The sequence below is a fragment of the Collinsella acetigenes genome (assembly GCF_012844445.1).
Taxonomy (GTDB): Bacteria; Actinomycetota; Coriobacteriia; order Coriobacteriales; family Coriobacteriaceae; genus Collinsella; species Collinsella acetigenes.
On the sequence record NZ_JABBCP010000002.1, the window covers coordinates 100,978 to 124,681 of the forward strand.

Genomic DNA, 23,704 nt, shown 5'->3' on the forward strand with positions numbered 1-23,704 from the left:
TACCATGGATCTCTCAACATTGATGCCTCAACAGCGCGAGATCGTGACGACGCTCGATCGCCCTCTGTTTGTGTCGGCGGGCGCCGGCTCGGGCAAGACCTTCACCCTTACGCGCCGTATCCTGTGGGCGCTCTCCCCGGAGTCCGGTCCTTTTGCCGAGCATCTGGACCAGGTGCTCGCTATCACATTTACCAAAGACGCCGCGGCGGAGATTCGCGAGCGCGTGCGTGCCGCTCTTATTGAAGCCGGCATGGCAGAAGAGGCCCTGACGGTCGACGATTCTTGGATTTCGACCATTCACGGCATGTGCTCTCGTATTCTTCGCACCCATGCTCTCGAGCTGGGTATCGATCCCGCTTTCCAGGTGCTTGAGGAGGGGTCGGCCGCGGTCCTCATGGACCGTGCGGTGGAGCACGTACTTTCTGCAGCCCGCGATGAGCGCGGCGATGACGCCGATCCTTTTGCCGAACTCAAAACCTGGTATCCGCTCTACGGAGAGATCGGTCCTTCCGGTAGCGAGATGGGCACTTCGGCGCGCTCCCTGGTGCGTCGTTTGCTTGAGGTGTCCTGCGCGCTTCCGCATGGCATGGATGACATTCACGTTGTGGGGGCGCAGGCGGATTTAAGCAGTCTGGCCGATGCGTATCGCCCTTGCTTGGAGGCGAGTTCCGGTGCCGCCGAATGCGCCCGCACGGCGCTTGCCGCTATCGACGCTTTCGAGGCGAGCGAAAAGACCATGGCAGATCTTGGTGCCTGCATGCTGGCTTGCTCTGCTCCGCGCGCGAGCAAGGCGTTTCCCAAAGACCAGGTTTTGCTTCTTAAAGCCGAGGCGGCGGATAGCTTTATCAATGCGATGGTGGCTGTGGGCTCTGCCGCGACAGAGCAGCTCTTTGAGCTTGCTCGCCGCGTCGAGGCCGAGTACCGCGAGCTCAAGCGCGCCGCGGGCGGCTTGGACAACAACGATCTTCTGCGCATGACCCATGAGGCTTTGCGCGATTATCCTTCAGTGCGTTCTGCTTATGAGAACCGTTTCAAGCTCGTGATGATTGATGAGTTTCAAGATACCGATCAACAGCAGGTCGACCTTATTTCCTATCTAACGGGCGAGGATGGCCGTGCGCTATGCACCGTTGGCGATGCCCAGCAGTCGATCTATCGTTTTCGCGGCGCAGATGTCGAAGTGTTTCGTCGTCAGGAACGCTCAATCGCCCAGGCAGCCGGCAACAGCGACTCGTCCTCTCGGGGGCGCATCGTCAAGCTCGTGCGCAACTTCCGCAGTCACGCTCAGATTTTGGAATATGTGGCGCGTGTCTTTGATGGCGAACAAGGCGGCTTGATGCGCGATTTCCTGGATCTAGAAGCGCATGAGGGCAGGCACGATGCGCTGGTCGCCGCGGACGTCTCACGTCGTCAGGCAATTTTTGTTGCGGGCGGCAGTGCAGAGGAGCGCATTGACGTCAAGGCGGCAACGATTGCAGCTCGCTTTAAAGAGCTTGCCGATAAGGGTCAGCCCGTGGGCGGCATGGTATTGCTTTTGGGCGGCATGACCTTTGCCGACCGCTATGCCGCTGCATTTCGCGCGCGGGGACTCGACTGTGTCATCTCCGGTGGCTCGGTGTTCTCAAGCGCGCCCGAGGTGTCCGCCGTGCGCGCTCTCGTCTGCGCGCTTGCGAATCCTGCAGACACTGCCCAAGGACTCATGCCGTTGCTTGCTTCTCCGATGTTCGCGCTCGGCGTCGAGGAGTTCTTGGCTCTCGCTACCACGTACGACCCCGAAACAGGCGAGACGCGGCGCCGTAACCTGGATGCAGGCATTGCTTCGGATGACGATGCGCCCGGTTTTGAGAATCTTCGCCTGCTCCATCGCGCGCGACAGGTGCTTCGCTATGCCTTCGCACGTGTGGGTCGCGATTCTTTTGCCCGCATCGCGCGCGATGTGATCAACGCCTCGGGATGGTTTGTCCGCCTGGCGAAGCGCGGCCCCGAAGGGCGTGCCATCGCCGCCAACGTGCTCAAGGCTCTCGACGCCCTGCAGGATGCGGAAGACGCCCTTGGCAATGCGCCACGACAGATCGCGGGCGCGTTCGATGCATTTTTGGCGGGCAAGGAGGCTCCCGGTGCCCTAAATGAGGGTGACGCCTCGGCAGTTCGCATCATGACGGTGCATGCCTCGAAGGGCTTGGAGTTCCCGGTTGTCGCGGTGGCGGATTGCTATAGCATCCACGCTAATTCTTCTCGCATGCAGATGCGCCGCGCCGCAGACCATGCCGACGTTTCGCTGCTGCCCGCCCGTTTTGCGGGGGGCCGCGCTGCAGACGGGACGTTTGTCGCAAGCGCCGATGTCGAGAAGGCCTTCAATAAGTATTTCCGCGGTAGCACGTCCTCGCCCGCATGGCTTGACCCTGAGCTTATGGATGATGTGTGCGCCACGGATTCTGCTGCGGGCGAGTTTGTCGCCATGCGAGAAGAAGGCGAAGCGGCATCGCTCAAGGAGCGTGCACGTCTGCTCTACGTTGCCATGACGCGCGCCCGCGAAGTGCTCATCTTGGCACTCGATGCGGGTACGGGGACGGCGCGCAAGGCAGGCAAGGTTGCAGAGCTCAAGTTCAACGAGGACCGCGACCTTACCGCTGCCGTGCTCGATCGCATTTTGCCCAAGGGTATAGCGGACCTTGCTCAGGATCGCCTGGTGTTCGAGGGCTCTGAAAGCGGTGATTACGCCTTTATTCCGTTGGGGGATTTTTCCTACGGCGAATCTCGTTATGTCGACATGACCGATAAACTTGCTGTCGCGCAAGGCGCGTCTGACACCGATGCGGACGTTCTTCCCAACGACGGCGGACCGCTCGATACCTTTACCTTGGCATACCCGGAGCATCATCGCCTTCGCTCCACTGTCGCTCCGCGTGCGGAACGCGATTCCTATAGCTACTCCTCGATGGCAGCAACGCTTGACGAGGAGGGGGAGGATCGTCTGCCTTCGCAGGGGTCAAATCTCGTGTTTATCCCTCGGGCCGATGCGTTTGATGACTTGACGGGCGATGCACTCGAAGAGACGCTGACTTCGTCTGACGTGGCCTCGTCGCGCGCCCTCCTGCACGAGGGCGACCCCTGTGCGCTCGGCTCGGCATTTCATGCTGCGGCGCAATGGCTAATCGAGACAGGCTCTGCGTCGCTGCCGGCTGCGCGTGCAGAGGCGCTGTGCTCGTACTGGAAAGTGTCGGCCTCGCAGCGCGCTCGCTTTGATGAGGCGTTGGGGCTTTGGTCTGACTCGGATGTGCGCGCCGAGCTTCTTGGCTGGCCGCGCGTCTTGGCCGAGGTTCCGTTTTTCTCGTTGGGCCTTGATGACGATGAGATCCGTCAGCGTTTTGGCGGCTTTGCGGAAGGCGCGATCGATGCCTTGGCATACGATCCTGCCAACCCTTCGCGCGCGCTGGTCATCGACTACAAAACGGGCGGTTCTCCCGACGAAACCCTCGAGGAGTTGCGGAAAAAACACGGTCTGCAAGCGCGTGTCTACCTCGACGTTCTGCATCGCGCGGGCTTTTGCGAGGTAACCCTTAAGTTCGTGCGCGTTGAAGTCGAAGACCCTCAAAGGTCGGGGCAGCCGCAGGTTATAACCTATCGCTTGCTGGCCTAGGCGCTCGTGCCGTTCTCCGCGATGAGAACGGCACCGTTGCGGTCGGCATCGGCGATGATGCGTCGCAGCTCGGAGAGGTATTGCGTGAGGATCGGTGCGGGCCGTCGCTCGTCGTGCACGATGTAGCCAACAAGCATGTGCGCATCTTCTTTGAGCGGGATGCTCGCCATGCCCGACTGCATTTCGCTCGAAAGCACGCCGGTGGACAGTGCGTATCCGTTTGATGTGGTAAGCAGGTTGGTGAGGGTTCCACGGTCCGATACGCGTATATTGCGCGCACAGGGGATGTGCGAGAAAGGCTCCTCCGAAAAGTAGAACGAGTTGGACGTTCCCTGTTCAAAGCTGTAGCGCGTATAGGGCACGAGGTCTTCAAGGCAAATGGAAGGCTTCCTCGCGAGGGGATGACTCTCGCTTACAAACACGTGGACGCGCGCGTTGAAGAGCGGATGAAAGCTCACGCGTGCGTCGGCAAAGGCCTTTTCCAGTACGCGTCGATTGAAATCGTCGAGGTAGAGGATTCCTACTTCACTGCGAAACGCGCGTACGTCGTCGATGATTTGTGCGGTTGTGGTCTCGCGCATGGTGAACTCGAACTTTTGGGCGTCGCACGCCTCGACCACGTTGATAAACGCCTGCACCGAGAAGGCGTAGTGCTGAGCCGAGACAGCGAGACGCTCCTGTGGTGCCTCGTTGTGCTCGTAGCGGGCTTCGAGCATATTTGCTTGCTCGACTACCTGGCGAGCGTAGCCCAGCAGCTCGGTGCCGTCCGAGGTGAGCATGACGCCGCGGCTGCTGCGCGTGAAGATTGATATCCCCAGCTCCCCCTCAAGCGATTTGATGGCGCTCGATATGTTCGATTGGGCGGTATAGAGGTTTTGAGCTGCGGCGTTGATGGAGCCGTTCTCGGCTACCGCAATGAGGAAGCGCAGTTGCTGCAGAGTCATGGATGTCCTCTCGTCTGAGTTGTTATCTATTTTAACGATAGCTAGCTACTATATTTTAATGATTGACGTGAAGTATCGGCGATTTTACTATGCTAAACATACCAAGCCGATAGGGAATTGTCCCTGCGGAGAACGAACCAGAGGGGAGGACCCACAGATGTGTCAGATGGAACGAATGCATAGCTCCCGGTTGCCACGCATGCTGGGGACAACCCGCGATTCGCGAATGTCCCGATAGCACCGTGTGACCGGGAGCTTTAACGCCCGCTTTTCCCGCGCTTTTGCGCCTACCCTGTTTAAGGAGAACATCATGTCCCAGTTTGTCAACAACCCCGAGCATACCTTTGGCTTCGATACCCTTCAGCTGCATGTTGGCCAGGAGAGCGCGGATCCCGCATCCGATGCTCGCGCTGTGCCCATTTATCAGACCACGAGCTATGTCTTCCGTAACTCCCAACATGCTGCCGATCGCTTTGGCCTGGCCGATGCCGGCAACATTTACGGGCGCTTGACCAATTCGACTCAGAGCGTCTTTGAGGATCGTATCGCCGCGCTCGAGGGCGGCGTGGCGGGCCTTGCCGTCGCGTCGGGTGCTGCTGCCATTACCTATGCCATCCAGGCACTTGCGCAGTCCGGTGACCATGTGGTTGCTCAGAAGACCATCTATGGCGGCTCGTTCAATCTGCTCGAGCATACGCTTTCGCAGTTTGGTATTGAGACGACCTTTGTCGATGCTCATAATCTCGAGGAGGTCGAGGGCGCAATTCAGGACAACACCACCGTTGTCTATCTGGAGACCCTGGGCAACCCCAACTCCGATATCCCCAACATCGACGCAATCTCCGAGATTGCCCACAAGCACGGTCTGCCTGTTGTTGTGGACAATACCTTTGGCACCCCGTACTTGTTCCGTCCGCTGGAGCACGGTGCAAACGTCGTCGTTCACTCCGCGACAAAGTTCATCGGTGGTCACGGCACTTCGCTTGGCGGCGTGATCGTCGATGGCGGCAACTTTGACTGGAAGGCTTCCGGCAAGTATCCGCAGCTCGCCGATCCCAACCCCTCCTACCATGGCATTTCTTTCGTCGATGCCGTGGGTGCCGCTGCGTTTGCAACCTATATCCGCGCTATTCTCCTGCGCGACGAGGGCGCCTGCATCTCTCCGTTCAACGCATTCCTGCTGCTTCAGGGTACCGAGACGCTTTCTTTGCGCGTCGACCGCCATGTGGAGAACACCAAGAAGGTCGTTGAGTTTCTGAGCCAGGACCCGCATGTTGCCTCCGTCAACCACCCGAGCCTGCCCGATCATCCCGATCATGAGCTTTATCAGCGCTATTTCCCCAACGGTGGCGCCTCGATCTTCACCTTCGAGATCAAGGGCGGCCAGGAGGCGGCTTGGAAGTTCATCGACAACCTGCAGATCTTCTCGCTGCTCGCCAACGTTGCCGACGTGAAGAGCCTGGCAATTCACCCGGCAACCACCACGCACTCCCAGCTCACCGAGGCCGAGCTCGCCGATCAGGGCATCACCCCCTCGACGATTCGCCTCTCCATCGGCACCGAGAACGTCGAGGATATCATCTGGGATCTGAGCCAGGCCTTCGCCAAGCTCGACTAATGTGACAAAAAGTCGACAGGTTTATTTTGTCACATCTTCATACTTTCATCATATTGTAAAAGCGAAACCGGACGCCCTCGCGCATTTGCATGCGGGCGTCCGGTTTTGCATTGCTCTATGGCCGCTTTACGTTCTCGTCTTTTACCAGGAAGACTCAATCTCCCGTACGCGCTCAAGCAGCCAGCGGTTTTGAGGCACCAATAATCCGTGGCGTTCGGCGCGCTCGATGATGGTGCCGGCAAAAAGCGCCACCTCTGTACGTTTGCGGTTGATGCGGTCTTGAGCCATCGAGGGCATGCCGTTGGGGTCGAGGTTGGCGATGATGGAGATCATCTCGTTGAGGTCACCTTCGGTGATTATGATCCCCTCTGCGTTGGCGACGGCCTTCGCCTCGCGCATGGCGGCGACAAGACAGCGATTCTGCTCGCCATCTGAAAGCGCGGTTCCGTAGGTACCGCCATATACCATGCATGTTTGATTGATGCCAACGTTCATCATCAGCTTTGCCCACATGCGTCGGCGAATATCCTTCTCAACCGCATGGGAGATACCGGCGCGCTCGAGCAGGTCGGCGATGTCTTCAACGACGCCCGCCTCGGTTTGCGCCGCTGCACCCAGACGAATTTCGCCTGCGTGGCTGTAGGTGAGTACGTTGTCGATAAAAACGGCGTCCATGCCCTGCGTGATGGCAAGAACCAGATGCTTCCAGCCATAGCGCGCGGCGATTGCCTCCTCGCTCGTTACTCCGTTGAGCAGCGAGATGATGCGCGTTTCGGGTCCCACCAGGCCTTCCATACTATTGATTGCCTGGTCGAGTCCGGTTGCCTTGACGGCAAGGATAACCAGGTCGACGGGTTTTGCTTGGCCGGCGGGGATGGTAGTGAAGTTTTGATCCTCACCGTTGATGACGATTCTATCTGTGCGATGCCGCAGGTAGCGCTCGTCGTCCATTACATACTCGAGATGCTTGGACCCAACGGCTTTTGCGATTTTGCTACCGTGGAGCAAGCCCACGGCTCCCTTTCCGATGATGGCAACGGTCTCGATGGGCATGCGCGTTCCTCTCGGTTGGGGTGTGATACGCGTTTGCTTATGATAGCGCCATTACAACGGGATACTGCGATGTTGCGCGCAGGTTAACAGTTTGCTTGAGCGCGGTATGATGATGCTCGAGTATGCTGAGGAAAGGACGTGCATGCAGTACAGAACGGATCCTGCAAGTGGCAACAGGCTTTCTGCTTTGGGCTTGGGCTGCATGCGCTTCCCGGGTTATCAACTGGGCCGGCCCGACGCGAAGGCGGCGCAAGATATTATCTCCCGCGCCGTCGAGCGGGGCATTAACTACTTGGATACAGCCTATCTCTATCCAGGCAACGAGGCTTGCGTGGGAATGGCGCTCGAAAAGCTTGGCTTGCGCGACAAGGTCTTTATCGCAACCAAGCTTCCCCATGCCTCGTGTAAGCGCACCGAGGATTTTGATCGGTTCTTTAACGAGCAGCTCAAGCGGCTGCGTACCGACCATATCGACTACTATCTCATGCATAACATCACAAGTCCTGCACAATGGGAGCACGTGGCGGCATTGGGCATCAAGGATTGGATTGCGCGGCAGAAGCGCGAGGGACGTATTCGACAGATCGGTTTTTCCTATCATGGCTCTGCCGATGATTTTCCGCGCATGCTCGACGCATATGACTGGGATTTTGTTCAGGTGCAATATAACTATGCGAACGAACACTACCAGGCGGGGACTGCCGGCGTGATGGAGGCCCATGCCCGCGGCCTTGCCGTGTTCGTGATGGAACCGCTCCTGGGCGGGCGTTTGGTCGATAAGCTTCCGCGTGCAGCTCAGGAAATCTTGAAAAAGGCGCGAGCTGGGCATCTTCAGACTCCTGCGGATTGGGGCTTGAGCTGGGTGTGGAATCATCCGCAGGTCACCATGCTGCTCTCGGGCATGGCTTCGACCGAGCAGGTTGACCAAAACGCCTCAATCGCCGATGCGGCCCTACCCAAAGCCATGACGCCCTCTCAGCTCGAGACCATCGCGCGCGTGGTCGAAGTCTTCGAGCGCTTTAACCGCGTGCCCTGTACGGGTTGCAACTACTGCATGCCCTGCCCGCAGGGAATCAATATCCCCGGATGTTTTGCCGCCTATAATGCCAGTTTTGCTTATGGCCGCTGGACGGGACTGTCTCAGTATTTCACCGCGAGCGCCGTGCGAACCGCTTCTCCCAAGCTGGTAAGTAATTGCATCCATTGCGGCAAGTGCGCTCGGCATTGCCCGCAGCAGATCGATATTCCCGCGCGCCTGGAGGATGTGCGACATCGCTTGCAACCGGGGCCGGTCGATGCGGCGCTCCGCGTCCTCGCACGGTTTCGGCGCGATGGCGCTGCAGAGTGATTGCAGGGTGCAGCGATACGGATGTTGCACTTAGGGGCTTTGCGTCCAAGCCGCTGTGCTGCCATTGCCTCTTGTCGCGGCGATTAGATGCGATGCATCGGTGCGTCTTCAACAAGGAAATCGATAAAGGTCTGCGCGAGCATCGAGATGCCGCCTTTGGGCAGCGATGCGATGCCGATGGTTCGGTAGCGCTTTGGAGATAGAGGCCTTGCTACGGGATACGACTTGCAGCTCTTGAGGATTAGCTCGGGCATGATTGCCACGCCAAGTCCGCCTTCGACCATAGAAAGCACCGAGAAGTCGTCGTTGAGGACGTAGCGGATGTTCGCGGGCTTCTCGGTCTCCTTGAGAACTGCGTTGATGTCGTTGTCCGAGCCTTGTGCGGGAATGATCAGTTCCTCATCCAGCAGATCGTCGAGCGTGAGTGAACGCTTACGGGCAAGGGGGTGTCCCTTGGGCAAAAACGCCAACATGGGGTCGCGGTAGAGCGGGAAGAATTCGAGTCCTTCGTGCACGGGCGCCGCCAAAAAGCCACAGTCGACCTTGCCCGCCATGAGCATTTCGGTGATTTGGTCGTAGTCTCCTGCCTGCAGGTCGAACTCGACGCCGGGGTGGCGCGCGGTGAAGTTTTGAATTAGTCGCGGCAGCCATTGCATCGAGACGCTGGTGAAGGTCCCCACGCGCAGTGTTCCCGCTACCACGCCGCCAATTTGATTGATCGCTTGCGTGAGGGCGTGTTGGTCGTTCACGAGCGCTTGAATCGAGGGCAACAGGCGGCGCCCGTTTTCGGTCAGCGTGACGCCGCGCGCCGTACGCGCAAAGAGTGTGAGGCCGGTCTCTTTTTCCAGTGCAGCGATGGCGTGGCTTATACCGGCTTGCGTGTAGTGCACGGACTGCGCGCACTTTGTGATATTGCCGCACTCGGCGACCTTCAAGAAGATTTCATAGCGGTTCACGTGCGGTCCTTACGTTTGCGAGGCGTTGCGGCGGTCTTGTATTCGGCGCATTTTTGCCATAATAACTTGTAATGGCTTCAATAATAATCATTCGCTTCTCAAATGAAAATCAAGGGGTTATAACAGTCCCGTCGAATGAAGCGGACGGAGTACGGAAGGGGGCTACTCGATGAACACGAAGACTGTGCATTCATTTGCATGGACTCAGGGTAAGGCTGATATTGCCCTGGGCCTGGTCGCCGTGGGGTGGGGGAGCTCCTACCTCCTTATGAAGATCGGCTTGGGCGGTATGGGTCCGTTCATGGTAATCGCGATGCGTTTTCTTATCGCGTTTGCTGTGGTGGGAGCCGTGTCGTTCCGCAAGATTGCCCATACCAATCGCGTTATTCTTAAATATGCATCCGTGCTCGGTCTGCTTCTGTTCGGCCTTTTTGCGTTTCTTACCCATGGACTCGAGACGACGTCGGCGTCAAACGGCGGCTTTTTGACCGCGATGGCAGTCGTGTTCGTTCCTATCATCAATGCGGCACTTCAACGTCGCATGCCGCCTCGTCCTATCATTGCGGGAACTATGGTGACGCTTGCGGGCATCGCTTTGCTTTCGCTGCGCGGCGGGCTTGAGTTGCATCCGGGAGACGCTCTTTGTCTGGCGGGCGCCCTTCTTTATGCCGTGTTCATTGTTGCTACCGATAGACTGGCTCCGGGTATCGACGGCATGCTGCTTGGAACGTGGCAGCTTGGATTTGCCGGCCTATATGGCTTGGTGTTTTCCCTTGTTTGCGAGGTCCCAACGTTGCCGCAGACGCCAGCGCAGTGGGGTGCCATTTTGGGGCTCGCCATTGTGTGCAGCGCATTTGGATTTGTGTTGCAGCCTGTTGCGCAGCCGCATACCACGCCCGAGCACACTGCTTTGCTGTTCTCAATCGAACCGGTCGCTTCTGCCGTGCTGGCCTTTTTCGTGCTGGGCGAGACGCTTCCCGCGCAAGGCTACCTTGGTGCTGTGCTCGTGGTGACGGGCGTTGTGGTGGCGTCGCTGCCTGGCCGTGAAGGCGATCAGGCTGCCCCGGGCTTGGATGAGCCCGTCGAATCGATGCCGGATGGCTCTGTGCCGGTAATGTGATGCATGGCTTAGGACGTTGACCTGACGGTAGTCCGGTGCCGGGCGTGGGCGACGAGCATCTTGCGCTCTGATTCTTCCAGCGAGCAGCGCACTGCGCCTCATGCCCTTCTTTGCTGTGCTCATGCTTGGAGAAGGCGCTGCGCGTCAATGTGCATAAGGGTGCTGATGACGCTTTTCTTTACCCCGTTCGCGTCTTAAGAAATGCTATCTGAACAAAACAATTCGAAATGTGTACCCTAAAATCAAAATGCTGAGTAGAGCGGCTGTTTGAGCTTCGAAATCCTGGGGTTTTGCTGATTCAAACGGCTGTCTACTCGAAGAAATCGATTTAGGGTACACATTTCGAAGAGTTTTGAAAAGCAACCCCCTATCTACCCTCTGTAAGCAGGCGGTGAACGCATGATTGCGGGGCATTCATGGCATGTTGCCATCTTCGAGCGATGCCTTGTGCATCACCTGCGCAAAAAAAGGGGCGCATCAGCCGATGCGCCCCCTTCATTACCATGACAGCTTAAATGCCGCGTGAGGTCGAAGCCTTTCGCTACTTCATAAACGTGGTCCAGCAAAAGATGAGAAGCGCGACCGCCACGACGATCGCTGCCACAATGCCCACGAACTTAAGGCGCGACGTGCGCGTTTGCTCGCGAACATTCTTCTCGGTTGCGGCAAGCGATTCGACTTGCTGCATCTGCTGGGCCTGGTACTGCTTATCCGAGTCGATACGGGCGGCGAGCTGCTGAGTGATTTCCGGGTGAGCGTGGATATCGTTCGCGTCGGCGAGGATTTCTGCCGCGTTGTCGGCGTCGTCTTGGGCTTCTTGCTGGGCTTTCTGTTGGTTTTTGAGAGCCTTTTCCTGTTCGTTGATCTGGGAACGAAGTTCCTTTTGACGGGTTTCGGCGTCTTTGCGAGCGGCGTCTAAAGCGTCGCGAGCTTCGGCGGTGGCATTTGAGACATCGCGGAACGAAGAGCGGGCTTCTTCGATAGGTTTGTTGGCTTCGGCCACGACCGCTTCGGCGTCGGCAATGGATTGGTCGAGCTCGGCGGTAAGGCGCGGCAACTGCTCTTGTGCGGTGCGGAGCTGCTCGGCGGCGTCGGAGATATCGTTTTCGAGTTCAGTGCCGCGTACGCTGTATGCGGCAGAGTTCGCAGACGGATTGCGCTGGATTTCGGCGAATTCCTCGCGTAGGGCGTTGAGGCGTGCCTGTGCGCTCTCCACGGCCTTCCGTGCGGCGGCAAGGTTGGTTTCGCGATCGGCTTTTGCCGATTCAAGTCCGCGCTGAGCGTCGGTTACACGTCTTACCAGGCGATTTGCCCCTTCTCGTGCGGATGCCTCCTGGGACTCGGCGGCGTCAAGCGCCGACTTAAGGCGCTTTTCGGTTGCCTTGTCTGCGTCCTTCATGGCAGAGAGACTCTGTTTGAGGTCGTCGATTGTCTTGGCGATCGCCTGCTGGGCGGCGACGGCAGCACGTACGGACTCCAAGCAGCTAGCTTGGCGAGCGGTCTGTTCGGCAACGATTTGAGCGTAGTTCGCCTCCACATCGCGGCGATGCGTAAGCTCGTCCTCGTTTTCCTCGATGACTTGCGAGAGCTCGTCCAGGTGATCGCGCGCTTCACTGTGCGCGCGTCGGGCGGCACTCACCTCGCGGACGGCTCCCATACCCTGCGAGAGCATCGTGCCCACGCTCGCGGCGGCGTCGGCGATTGCAGCTCCGGCCTTGGCGACGGCTTGCGCGGCGCCATCCTCTGGTTTTGCTGGCAGCGCTTCCTTAGGGGCACTTTCCTCGTCGGGGACAGTGGGAGTTTGAGCCCCGCCTGTCGCCGAGATTCCTCCGTCGATGACTTCAAAGCCCGAGGGCAAAGGATCGGGATCGTCTCCCACTTGCTCATACTGGTCGCGCGTGAGGAAGCGCGGGATGTTTTCGGTATCAGACACGGTGGCGGCGACATCAGCGAGCACGGGCACGCCGTCGAGGGCGAGGGGGGTACTGTCTTGCTGGTCGTCTTCTTTGCCGGGCTCAATCTGCTCGTCGGTGTCGGCCTCTTCGCCCGCCGGCTCGCTCTTGTCATCGGCATGCTTCTCGCCCGCCGGCTCGCTTGCATTGTCGGTGCGCTCATCGTCGTCGTGGTTGTCGTTGGCCTCCGCGACGTCGTCCTCGAGTACGGCACCCTCCGGGCGCGCTGCATCGCTCGTCGTGGCCTCGATGCCCTCGATCTGGTCCAGGTTGTCCTGCTCGGCATCCGTCTTTTCCATTTCGTCTACATCTACCTGGGAATCTGGCGTCTTGATGTCTTCGCTCATGGCGCTCCTATCTGTGTGCGCCCGATGCGCACCTTACAATCGTTTTGTTCAATCTTATACCCGCGCGTGAACACCGAATGACGGTGAGGTGTTGCCTTTCACCCCATTTGGCTCCATTTTTGGCGTCGAGGGCGCAAACGCTCAGCTACATTAGTGGTTTAAACCTCGGGCCCTCGCCCGTGGAGATTTGAAGCTTCGATGCGATAGGAGTATCACATGGGACTGTTTGACGGAAAGACCGTGATCGTAACCGGCGGTGGCAAGGCGACACTCAAGGACGGCAGCGCTGGGTCCATCGGCTATGGCATCGATATCGCGTTCGCCAAAGAGGGCGCGAACCTCGTTATCACCGGGCGCAATGTCAAGAAGCTCGAGGCTGCCAAGGAGAGCCTTGAGGCCGAGTTCGGCATCAAGGTGCTGCCCGTGCAGGCAGACGTCTCGGCTGGTCAGGATAACGAGGCTGTGGTCCAAAACGTTATCGACAAGGCTATCGAAGAGTTTGGCCGCATCGACGCCGTGGTTAACAACGCACAGGCTTCCGCCTCGGGCGTGACCATCGCCGATCACACGATGGATCAGTTCAACCTTGCCATCTACTCCGGTCTCTATGCAACCTACCTGTACATGCAGAAGGCCTACCCGCACCTCAAGGAGACCAAGGGCTCTGTGGTGAACTTCGCCTCGGGCGCCGGCCTCTTTGGCAACTTCGGCCAGTGCAGCTATGCTGCCGCGAAAGAGGGCATCCGCGGCCTATCGCGCGTGGCTGCAAACGAGTGGGGTCCCGACGGTATCAACGTTAACGTCGTGTGCCCGCTTGCCTGGACGGCTCAGCTCGAGAACTTCGAGGCTGCCTATCCCGAGGCGTTCAAGGCCAATGTCCATATGCCGCCGGCGGGTCACTACGGTGACGTCGAGAAGGAAATCGGCCGCGTGGTCGTGCAGCTGTGCGGGCCCGACTTTAAGTACATGAACGGCGAGACCGTCACCCTCGAGGGCGGCATGGGCCAGCGCCCGTAGGCTGACATCTGCTCATGTCGTTTGAGTGCCGGTGGGCTCCGCGTTTGCGCGGGGCCCATTTTTGATGTGCGGCTATCGTTTTGTGTGCCCTTTGTTTGGGTTTGGCACACAGGGCATGTTTCGCCCTGGTTAGTTTTCATCGTCGTGCGAGCTGCGATAGGTTACGCCGTAGAATGGAGCGTGCTGATTAGTGCCGCATCTTGTCGAAAGGCTTTAATATGACGTGTTCTATCTCCCGTCGCGGTTTTGTTGGGCTTCTCGCCGGGGGTGCCGTCGCCGCGCTTGCCGGCTGTTCTGCTCAAAACGCCGCCCAGGGCTCTGCCGCATCTGGCTCTGCCGCGGCGACCGCCACTGGTATCAAGGGCGCCAAGCTCACTTTTGTGGGAGACGATGCCTTTGCCCCGTATCGCTATATCGATACCGATGCAGACGGCAAGCACAAGGTCGTGGGTCTCGACATCGCCATTGCCGACGAGATGGCTTCGCGCTTGGGATTCACCTATACCTTCGAGCCGCAGGACTTCGCTGCCACGCTCGCGTCCATCCAGGGCAATGACACCGCCTTCACCATGGCGATGAGCGCCAACGAGGAGCGCGAGGAGACCTACGACTTTACGCGCGGCTATTATCAGCCGCTTGTAGGCGTGCTCACTATGGGCGGGGACCCCATCAAGAGCGTCCAGGACCTTGCGGGCAAGTCCATCGCTTGCACTACCGGTACCGTGCAAAACAAGTTCATCACCAAGGTGATGCCGGACGCCGACGTGCACACGTACGACGGCGGCGACCAGTGCCTGCAGGAGGTGCTTGCCGGCCGTATCGACGCCTACCTGTGCGATGGTGCCGAGGGCCAGTCCATGCGCGATGCTAACGAGGGCCTGGTGCTCGGCCTGCTCGACCGCGCCGAGACCGCCGACCATGTGGGCGTCTATCGTCTGATGTCCAACAAGGGCGCGAGCTTTGTGACCGAGCTCGACCTTTGCATTGGGGAGATGCTCGAGGACGGCACAATCGACAAGTACATCAAAAAGTACGTGGGTGCCGACTTCATGTGGAACGGCGACTTCTCTGCTTCGGGTACCTCGACCGTCGAGTCCCAGGGCAAGTAGTCGCCCGCCGCGCCTCTGATCAAGCTTGCGTACATGACGATGAAGTTCCACCTTTTGCAGCCGTACATATCGATGTTTGTCGAGGGCCTGGCCGTGACCTGCGAGGTCACGGCGGCCGCCCTCGCAATCGCTCTTGTGCTGGGCTTTATTATCGCCGTGCTCAAAGTGGTGCCCTGCCGTCCGCTGCGGGCGCTGCTCGATTTCTATACGTCGATCTTTCGCGGTGTGCCCCTCATCGTGCTGCTCTTTATGGCGTACTTCGCAACGCCGCAGCTCACGGGCTATAAGATCTCAATGTTTGGCGCCGGCGTCATCACGCTGGGGCTCAATGGCTCGGCGACGGTTTCGGAGACCGTGCGCGGCGGTATCGAGGGGGTTGACCGCGGACAGTACGATGCCGCCCGCGCCATCGGACTGCCATATGGCACCATGATGCGTCTGATTATTATCCCGCAGGCGCTGCGCTCGGTGATTCCCGCCCTTGTGAACGAGGTCATCACCGTGCTCAAAAGTTCCTCGCTTGTTGCCACCATTGGCCTTATGGACATGATGCGCGCGGCTCAAAGCGTGCAGGCGTTGACCTATCGTGCGTTTGAGCCGTTCCTGGCGGTGGCCGTTGTGTACTACCTTATCGTTATGGCGCTCACCGTTGCGGGGCATGCCATCGAGCGCAAGTTTTGCCTCTAGGGGCGTGCGGGCGTGCCGCGCGTGGCGGCCGTGGGCGTGCTTGACCTTGCGGCGCTGCTTCTTGTTTCGCTGAAGCTTGGGACGCATGCGCATACCATGTGACTGCTGCTGCAACATACTGCGCGCGTGGTAGAATGCATGACGAATTCAGGGATCAGCTCGAGATGGGAGCATCATGGAGATTACCGAGGATATCCGCTACATTGGCGTCAACGATCACGACATCGACTTGTTTGAGGGCCAGTATGACGTGAGTGAAAACGGCATGTCGTACAACAGCTATGTGATTCTTTCCGATAAAGTGGCTGTTGCCGATACCGTCGACGCTCATTTTGTTGACGAGTGGCTGGGCAATCTCGAGGCCGTGCTCGACGGTCGCACGCCCGACTACCTGATTGTTCACCATATGGAGCCCGATCACTCTGCGGGCATCGCCGCCTTCATGGAGCGCTATCCCGAGGCTCAGGTTGTTTCCTCGGCCATGGCTTTCAAGATGATGAAGAACTACTTTGGCACCGATTTTGCGGGCTGCAGCGTAGTTGTCAAGGAGGGCAGCGAGCTTGACCTCGGTGCTCATAAGCTTGCCTTTGTGGCAGCGCCCAACGTGCACTGGCCGGAGGTCATGTTTTCCTACGACGCTCACGACAAGGTTTTGTTCTCGGCCGACGGTTTTGGCAAGTTTGGTGCCAACGACATCGAGGACCCCGAGGGCTGGTCGTGCGAGGCGCGCCGCTACTACTTTGGTATCGTGGGCAAGTTTGGCAAGAACGTGCAAGCGGTGCTCAAGAAGGCCGCCGGCCTCGACATCCAGGTTATCTGCCCGCTCCATGGTCCCGTGCTCAAGGAGAACCTGGGTTACTACCTGGAGACCTACAATACCTGGTCTTCTTATCAGCCCGAGGACCGTGGCGTGACTATCGCCTACGCGAGTGTCTACGGTCACATGAAACAGACCGCCGAGGAGCTTGCCGCAGCGCTTGAAGAGCGCGGCCAGAAGGTTTCGCTGTTCGACCTTGCTCGCGACGACATGGCCGAGGCCGTGGAAGACGCCTTCCGCTACGATCGCTTGGTCCTGTGCTCCATCACCTATGCGACGGGCATCTTCCCGTTTATGAGCACGTTTATCCACACGCTGGCCGAGCATAACTACCAGAACCGCACGATCGCGCTGGTCGAGGGCGGTTCTTGGATGCCCATGGCGGCCAAGGTTATGAAGAAGCAGCTTGCCGAGCTCTCTGACATCACCTTTACCCAGGCGGGCGTTACCGTCCTGGGTGCGCTCGATGACGATTCGCGCGCGCAGATCGCGACGCTTGCCGACGAGCTTTCAGCGTAGGGGAGTACGGAGGACCCGGCGTCTCGCCGCCGATTGCCTTGCAACCAGAAACGCTATGTAAACGGCGCGGGTTTTGCTCCCGCGCCGTTTTTGTGTGCGAAACTACTGCACGTACATGCATATCAACAAGGAGCTCCAATACATGGATCAATCCCTCTTCAAATACGACATCGTCGCTGAGGATCCCAAGACACATGCGCGTGCGGGCGTTTTGCACACGCCGCACGGCGATGTCGAGACGCCCATCTTTATGCCCGTGGGAACCAAGGCTAACGTCAAGGGCATCCCCACCGAGACGGTTAAGGCGTTGGGCGCGCAGATCGTGCTTGCCAACACCTATCACCTGAGCATGCGCCCGGGCGAGGACCTGATTGATGAGCTGGGCGGGCTCCATAACTTTATGAACTGGCACGGTCCCATTCTTACCGATTCGGGCGGCTTCCAGGTCTTTAGCCATAACGATGCCGTCAAGCTCTCTGACGACGGCGTGCGCTTTATCGTGACCGACTACGATGGCCGTCATGTGTTCTGGACGCCCGAGGACAACATGCAGATTGCCATGAAGCTGGGAAGCGACATCTGCATGCAGCTGGACCAGTGCCCGGGCTACCCGGCAACGCGCGCCTATGTGGAGCGTGCCGTTGAGCTTTCGAGCAAGTGGGCCGAGCGCTGCTACGCCGCGCATACGCGCCCCGACCAGGCTCTTTTTGGCATCGTGCAGGGTGGCATGCATCTGGATTTGCGCGTGCGCTCGCTCAGGCATCTGGAAGAGTGCGGCGATTTTCCCGGCTATGGCATCGGTGGCTATTCTGTGGGCGAGGACCACGAGACGATGTTCGAGACGCTTGCGCCGCTTGCTTCTGAGTACATGCCGCGCAACAAGCCTCGTTACCTCATGGGTGTGGGAAACCCCACCACGCTCGTGCGCGGTGTGGGCGTGGGCATCGATATGTTCGACTGCGTGCTGCCTACGCGCACGGGCCGCATGGGCACGGCGTTTTCCAGCCAGGGTCGTCTGAACTTCCGCAACGCCAAGTTTGCGCACGACGACGGCCCCATCGATCCCAAGTGCACCTGCCCGGTGTGCACGGGCGGCTACAGCCGTGCGCTTATCCGTCACATGGTCACGCAAAAGGAGATGCTCGGCGGCATCTTGCTTTCCGAGCACAATATCTACTTCTTGTTGGACCTGATGCGCCGTGCTCGCCAAGCGATTATCGAGGGACGCTATGCCGAGTTCCAAAGCGAGTGGATGGCAAGCGAAGGCGCCGTGGACTATTAAGGGTGCGCGCTGTCGCGTTGCGCTGACGCACGGCGGCCTATACTCACGTTGGGTTATCTGAGCATTCGAGGAGCCATTATGGGCAAGTTGGGTTATATCTTTCGTTGCATCGCGCACATGGATTACGGTGCGCTGTTTCAAACGGTGGGGGACTGCCATGACAAGAGCGGGAAGAACCGCGTATGGCTGTTTGCCGACGTGGTGAAGTGCGGCTTTAAGTTTGGTGCCGGCTACAAGGATTACTCGCTGCTGGAGTTCTACAACATGAACGATGCGCAGCGCGCCACCTTTGTGACCAGAGGGGTTAATAACACCATTGTGCGCCGTCTGAATAATCCGGAGTATTACCACCTGGTGGATAACAAGAACGAGTTCTATGAGTTCTTTAACGAGTATCTGCATCGCGGATGGCTGCATTTCTCTACTTGCTCCAAGGAGGAGTTCCTCGCCTTTATGGAGGGACGCGAGCAGATTATCGCCAAGCCGAGCGATCTGTGCTGCGGCCAGGGCGTGGAAAAGCTCAAGGTGGCGGATTTTGATTCGCTGGATGCCCTGTATGACTATCTAAAGGGCTCGGGTGCCGACCTGATTGAGGACGTGGTGGTACAGCACCCCGCCATGGCCAAGATTTATCCGGGTTCGGTGAATACCATCCGCGTGTACACGGTGCGCCCCGAGGACGGAGAGCCGCATGTGATCTATGCGTGCATCCGCATGGGCAACAGCGACCGCCCTGTAGATAACATCAACGCTGGTGGCATGTACGCCGTGGTGGACCTGGAGACGGGAAAGATTGCGGGCCCTGCCTGCGACAAGGAGTTTCATGTGTACGAGCGTCACCCGCGCTCCGGCACCGAGCTGCCCGGCTATCAGATTCCCATGTGGGACAAGGTTATGAATCTGTGCCATGCGGCTGCAGCAAAGATTCCGGGCATGGGCTATGTGGGCTGGGACGTTGCTATCACCGAGGACGGCCCGCTGTTCATCGAGGCAAACAACCTGCCTGGTCATGATGCCTTCCCGCAAATGCCGAGTCAGGCGCCTGACCATATTGGCTTCAAGCCGCAGTTTGAGAAGTACCTTGGCAAGCTGTAGGTGCTGATGGGTTTGAGGCGCGTTGCCCGGCCCTGATGAGTTGGTTTTAGCCGCCCTTTTTGTTCATGTGCCGCTCTTTGCGACGGACGCGTGGACAAAGGGGCCGGCTTTTTTGCGTTTTGACAGGGGGTGCCGTGCGTGTTGGGTGGGTGACTGGGCGAAAAAATACGGTTATAGGTAGGTTGAAGAGGGGGTGCTGAGTAGGGAATCGTTTGCGTGCGCGTTTATGCAGGAAAATGGTCATTGTAGGCGGGGTCTATTTGCGTCTTTTGGATCAACCTACCTATAACCGCATTTTTTGATTGCAAGGGTAGGGGTTGGCGTGGCTGCGGGAGTGTTGTCTGCGCAATTGCGCCGCGGCGAATAGGGCGCTTGCTGATTTCTATTCTGTTGTCTGCCATCAAATGTTCGGTGTCACTCTATGATGTGCCCGGCAGACGTGTCCGTGTGACGCGCGGTGCATTTTCCGATGTTTGAATGTGGGGTAGCTGAGCGATGAAGAATTTAAGGGTCCGGATTTTGGTTTATATCTTTGGGCTCTTTATCATGGCGATTGGCGTTGCTCTTTCGGTTAGATCGAATCTGGGAGTTTCTCCTGTTAGCTCTATTCCCTATACGATGACTTGCGTGTGGGGGATAGAAATGGGAAAGGCGACGATTCTGTTCCATATCGCTCTGGTCTTGTTGCAGATTCTGCTGTTGCGACGTGAGTTTCATCCTGTTCAGCTTCTGCAAATCGTTGCCGGCGTGGTGTTTGGCTACTTTACGACGTTTTGCAATTACTTGGTGACGTTTTTGCCAGTGGCCGATCTTATTGTCGTTCGCGTTGCCATGATATTCGTAAGTGCGCTCTTCGTTGCGTGGGGCATCTTCCTGTACCTTCCCACAAACCTGATTCCCTTGGCGGGGGAGGGAGCCATGCATGCGGTTTCTCGGGTGACCGGTGTCGATTTTTCCAAGGTCAAGATCGGCTTTGACTGCACGATGGCTGCTATCTCGTTGACGACCTGCCTGTTCGTGATTCGTGGCCTAGGCAGCGTGGGCATTGGGACTATTCTTGCGGCCGTGCTGGTAGGGACGGTGCACGGGGCTATCACAAAGCGTTTTGGTGCATTGAAGGATTGGCTGCTGCATCTTGACTGTTGATTGCGCGGCGTCGTCGTGGCTAAACCGGTGCTGCAGCAAGTTGCGTCTACCGATTTGTTGCCTCTCATTAAATGGCGTGTCCGCACGGCGTTTTATCATGCATATATCAAAAGAGCCTGCTTGCGGATGATCATGACGAGTCGAAGTGCCCCGCGAGGGATGCGGGCAATTCTGCTTTTGCCGGGTTGTGTTTGGCATGCGGCATCGATCCATCTGGTATCCAAGCGAATTGAAAAGAAAAGGCCTGCGATGACAAGCGAAAGCATAGGGGCTAAACAGGAAAAGATGATTGAGCAGGTCGCTGCGACCATGGCCCTGGAAAACATGCCGCTGTCGCGAGACTGCTATAAGAACTTAAGAGCCATGGCGTCTGGCGAAAAGACTCGCGAGCAGGTTACTCGGGAGATCACGACAAAATTCAAAAAGAGGATGCTAGAGGACGGATAGCAAATTATTCGGCACAGATACTCTTATGGGAAAGTGCTGATTTAGCCGGTAACCAAGCGTCAGAAAGAATACTAGGGTTGGATTTTCGAGCATGGGGGCTGCTGCGGCGCATTTTGGGATAAGGTACGCGAACGACCTGACCGGTGAATACAGCAAATACGTCGTGGACTCCATCGATCTCCTGAACGCGCAGCTCGCGCCTCACGACATGAGCTTCTTCTTCGACACGATAGACGTCCACCAGCAGATCATTGGCGGCAAGCACTGCTGTGATATGTTCGGATGGGTCGTTCCAAACGGTTTGGTTCCCGATTTCGAGCCGACCTGGCTCGCCGGCGAAGATGAGAAGCTCGAAAGCTATAACTGCTACGTCTGCGCGAGTTGGGAAGACCGCGACGGCATGGCGTATGCTGCCGTCGATGGCAACTTCCCGGAGGAGGCTTACGCATGAGGCTTCCGCTTTAGGTTGATGTTCTAGCTGCCGGTTTCGCGCGCATGCTCCTTCATCCCCATCGGTTGCCCGATGGAGCTGTCAAGGGGCGCACGACAAGGGGAGCAGAGCAATTCGCGGAGGGGGCAATTAATCCTGGCATCCGGTGTGGCTGCTTGAGCTGCGGGAGTGGGGGAGCCGTTCAGACGATGCTGCTGTCGTACAGCTAGCAGTTTAATCGGGCGACGTTTCAAACCCATTCTGGCCGCTTCCACAGCGTTTCTTGCAATTTTGACGTTGGAAATAAAAAGAAAGGTTGCCGGCCCTATGATGCATTCAGCAGAATTATCAAAAAGCCTCAAGCGGGAGGAGTGCAAATGAAAACGAGCATCGAGGGACGTCGAGCTTTGATCACCGGTGCGGGCTCGGGCATTGGCAGGGCTGTTGCCCAGCGGCTGAGCGAGCTTGGCTGCGACGTTGTCCTGGTGGGCAGGACCGGCGTCACGCTCAATGAGACCGCTGCCCTTTGTCCCGGTGCCACCAAGACCGTCACCTGTGACCTTACGGACGAGAGCAGCATCCTTGCGCTTGTGGGGTACATCCGCGCAACTGGCGGGCTCGATATCTTGGTGAACAATGCGGGCATCGTGCAATCGGGGCCGCTGGAGGGCATATCGACTGAGGAGTTCGACGCCGTGATGGCAACGAACGTGCGCGCTCCGTTCATCCTCATGCGCGAGACATTGCCGCTCCTTAAGGCATCGCCATCGCCTGAGATTATCAACGTCTGCTCCGTCGTTGCCCATGAGGGTTATCCCAATCAGAGCGCCTATGTTGCGAGCAAGCATGCCCTGTGCGGTCTTTCCAAGTCGTTTGCCAACGAGGTCTTTGACGACGGCGTTCGCGTCCACCTCATCTCCCCGGGAGGCGTTTTGACCGGCATGGTTGCCAAGGTGCGTCCCGAGATTGTGGGAACGCCCATGATTTTGCCAGAGGACGTTGCAGATGCGGCGGAGTACCTGCTCACGCATCGCAGCGATGCCGTTTGCGACGAGATCCGTCTCCATCGTGTGACAAAGGCGCCGTTTTAGGGGCTTTGGGTCGCTGCGGGGCGGTGGCCTGGCGGCGCGTAAGCGCACGACCGCTGTGCGCTCATTGCATTTCTTGTCCGCGCGAGGGCTTACGATTTGTCTACGAGGAGTCGCAGGCATGTCCATATTTATCCTAGGTGACGCCCGTTCTTATGGTGACAGGCGGCGCGACGGTTGGCGCTGTCTCACTAACACGGACATTGTTGCTTTGGGGTAGTGCTTGTCTGATTACCGATGAGAGACTGGAAAGAAACTGTCGAGGGCAAGGAGAATCGTCATGGCAAACGTTCGAGACTGCATATACGGCCAGGCTGTTGGCGATGCGCTGGGGGTTCCGTTTGAGTTTCGCGGGCGGGATACGTTTGAGTGCACTGGGATGGTCGGCTTTGGTACGCATGGACAGCCGGCAGGCACCTGGAGCGACGACACGTCCATGGCGCTCGCGATATGCGACAGCTATCGTGAGCTGGGCTGCATTGATACTGACGACATCCGCACGAGGTTTCTGGCGTGGTATCGTGACGGCGCCTATACATGCGACGGACTTTTCGATATCGGCAACGCGACGGCGCAGGCGCTCATTGCGGGCCACGGCCTGTCTGGCGAGCGCGATAACGGCAATGGCTCGCTTATGCGCACGGTTCCTTTGGCGCTTTTTGATGTGACGGACGATGAGGTCCGCGCTGTTTCCGCCATCACCCATGCACATCCGACTTCAACCGAGGCATGCGTGCAAATGGTGCACGTTGCCAAGGCGCTTGTCGACGGCATGTCGGTTGGCGATGCCGTGGCCATGGGCGGGGTTGACGCAGGGAAGCCACGTGGCTCGATCAGTTCTGGCGGATATGTCCTCCATACGTACGAAGCGGCACTTTGGTGCCTTGCCAACACGTCGAGCTACGCGGAGTGCGTGCTGACGGCTGTCAACCTTGGCGACGATACCGATACGACCGCCGCCGTTGCCGGCGCCCTTGCTGGTATTGTCTACGGCTTCGATGGCATACCTAGCAGCTGGGTGGATGCGCTCAGGGGCAAGGATGTTATCGAGGCGTGCCTGCCGTAGATAGACGGCTTGGGGCGCCGTTC

19 protein-coding genes are annotated in these 23,704 nt (G+C 58.3%); 15 read left to right on the forward strand and 4 right to left on the reverse strand.

Annotation, left to right across the window (positions count from 1 at the left end; genetic code table 11):
* The first annotated feature begins 4 nt into the window (after positions 1-4).
* Positions 5-3,640 (forward strand): UvrD-helicase domain-containing protein, encoded by a 3,636-nt coding sequence (locus HF320_RS03465; protein WP_169277419.1) that lies wholly within the window; start codon positions 5-7, stop codon positions 3,638-3,640.
* On the opposite strand, the gene HF320_RS03470 is transcribed toward HF320_RS03465, so the two are convergent.
* Entirely contained in the window at positions 3,637-4,584 is a 948-nt protein-coding gene (locus HF320_RS03470; protein ID WP_169277080.1) for a LysR family transcriptional regulator, read from the reverse strand. The two genes, HF320_RS03465 and HF320_RS03470, sit on opposite strands and share 4 nt — an antisense overlap.
* Before the next feature lie 310 nt (positions 4,585-4,894).
* Here HF320_RS03470 and HF320_RS03475 point away from each other — a divergent pair, with 310 nt between their 5' ends.
* Positions 4,895-6,202 carry an O-acetylhomoserine aminocarboxypropyltransferase/cysteine synthase family protein gene (locus HF320_RS03475; protein ID WP_169277081.1) on the forward strand — a complete coding sequence of 436 codons (1,308 nt, stop codon included), beginning with the start codon at positions 4,895-4,897 and terminating at the stop codon, positions 6,200-6,202.
* A 141-nt stretch (positions 6,203-6,343) separates the two neighbouring features.
* Here HF320_RS03475 and HF320_RS03480 read toward each other — a convergent pair whose 3' ends face one another.
* Complete coding sequence (locus HF320_RS03480) at positions 6,344-7,255, reverse strand: ketopantoate reductase family protein (RefSeq protein ID WP_169277082.1); 912 nt, start codon at positions 7,253-7,255, stop codon at positions 6,344-6,346.
* Positions 7,256-7,397: 142 nt separating this feature from the next.
* On the opposite strand from HF320_RS03480, the gene HF320_RS03485 reads away from it, so the two are divergent.
* Positions 7,398-8,603, forward strand: coding sequence for an aldo/keto reductase (locus tag HF320_RS03485; protein WP_169277083.1), 1,206 nt, complete (start codon positions 7,398-7,400; stop codon positions 8,601-8,603).
* 83 nt (positions 8,604-8,686) lie between these two features.
* Here HF320_RS03485 and HF320_RS03490 read toward each other — a convergent pair whose 3' ends face one another.
* The gene (locus HF320_RS03490; RefSeq protein WP_169277084.1) at positions 8,687-9,559 is read right to left on the reverse strand and encodes a LysR substrate-binding domain-containing protein; all 873 of its coding nucleotides are present in this window, start codon (positions 9,557-9,559) and stop codon (positions 8,687-8,689) included.
* 169 nt (positions 9,560-9,728) lie between these two features.
* Between HF320_RS03490 and HF320_RS03495 the strand changes: the two genes are divergently transcribed.
* Positions 9,729-10,679: a DMT family transporter gene (locus HF320_RS03495; RefSeq protein ID WP_211158939.1), complete on the forward strand. Its 951-nt coding sequence runs from the start codon at positions 9,729-9,731 to the stop codon at positions 10,677-10,679.
* A 541-nt stretch (positions 10,680-11,220) separates the two neighbouring features.
* On the opposite strand, the gene HF320_RS03500 is transcribed toward HF320_RS03495, so the two are convergent.
* Positions 11,221-12,978, reverse strand: a complete 1,758-nt coding sequence (locus HF320_RS03500) for a coiled-coil domain-containing protein (RefSeq protein WP_169277085.1) — start codon at positions 12,976-12,978, stop codon at positions 11,221-11,223.
* 216 nt (positions 12,979-13,194) lie between these two features.
* Between HF320_RS03500 and HF320_RS03505 the strand changes: the two genes are divergently transcribed.
* The 11 genes from HF320_RS03505 (at position 13,195) to HF320_RS03555 (ending at position 23,681) form a co-directional block, all read left to right on the forward strand.
* Complete coding sequence (locus HF320_RS03505; RefSeq protein ID WP_169277086.1) at positions 13,195-13,995, forward strand: SDR family NAD(P)-dependent oxidoreductase; 801 nt, start codon at positions 13,195-13,197, stop codon at positions 13,993-13,995.
* 218 nt (positions 13,996-14,213) lie between these two features.
* Positions 14,214-15,104, forward strand: a complete 891-nt coding sequence (locus tag HF320_RS03510) for a substrate-binding periplasmic protein (protein WP_169277087.1) — start codon at positions 14,214-14,216, stop codon at positions 15,102-15,104.
* Between the two features lie 33 nt (positions 15,105-15,137).
* Positions 15,138-15,791: an amino acid ABC transporter permease gene (locus HF320_RS03515; RefSeq protein WP_169277088.1), complete on the forward strand. Its 654-nt coding sequence runs from the start codon at positions 15,138-15,140 to the stop codon at positions 15,789-15,791.
* 175 nt (positions 15,792-15,966) lie between these two features.
* Positions 15,967-17,127 (forward strand): FprA family A-type flavoprotein, encoded by a 1,161-nt coding sequence (locus tag HF320_RS03520; RefSeq protein WP_169277089.1) that lies wholly within the window; start codon positions 15,967-15,969, stop codon positions 17,125-17,127.
* Positions 17,128-17,269: 142 nt separating this feature from the next.
* Positions 17,270-18,409: a tRNA guanosine(34) transglycosylase Tgt gene (gene tgt / locus HF320_RS03525; protein ID WP_022387674.1), complete on the forward strand. Its 1,140-nt coding sequence runs from the start codon at positions 17,270-17,272 to the stop codon at positions 18,407-18,409.
* Between the two features lie 78 nt (positions 18,410-18,487).
* Positions 18,488-19,504 carry a sugar-transfer associated ATP-grasp domain-containing protein gene (locus HF320_RS03530; protein WP_169277090.1) on the forward strand — a complete coding sequence of 339 codons (1,017 nt, stop codon included), beginning with the start codon at positions 18,488-18,490 and terminating at the stop codon, positions 19,502-19,504.
* Between the two features lie 519 nt (positions 19,505-20,023).
* A complete protein-coding gene (locus tag HF320_RS03535) occupies positions 20,024-20,650 on the forward strand; it encodes a YczE/YyaS/YitT family protein (RefSeq protein ID WP_211158940.1) in 627 nt (208 codons plus the stop codon).
* Positions 20,651-20,665: 15 nt separating this feature from the next.
* The gene (locus HF320_RS09010) at positions 20,666-21,097 is read left to right on the forward strand and encodes a hypothetical protein (RefSeq protein WP_211158941.1); all 432 of its coding nucleotides are present in this window, start codon (positions 20,666-20,668) and stop codon (positions 21,095-21,097) included.
* A gap of 91 nt (positions 21,098-21,188) precedes the next feature.
* The gene (locus HF320_RS03545) at positions 21,189-21,548 is read left to right on the forward strand and encodes a hypothetical protein (protein WP_169277092.1); all 360 of its coding nucleotides are present in this window, start codon (positions 21,189-21,191) and stop codon (positions 21,546-21,548) included.
* A 356-nt stretch (positions 21,549-21,904) separates the two neighbouring features.
* Entirely contained in the window at positions 21,905-22,618 is a 714-nt protein-coding gene (locus tag HF320_RS03550; RefSeq protein ID WP_169277093.1) for an SDR family oxidoreductase, read from the forward strand.
* A 277-nt stretch (positions 22,619-22,895) separates the two neighbouring features.
* Entirely contained in the window at positions 22,896-23,681 is a 786-nt protein-coding gene (locus HF320_RS03555; protein ID WP_169277094.1) for an ADP-ribosylglycohydrolase family protein, read from the forward strand.
* Positions 23,682-23,704: the final 23 nt, after the last annotated feature.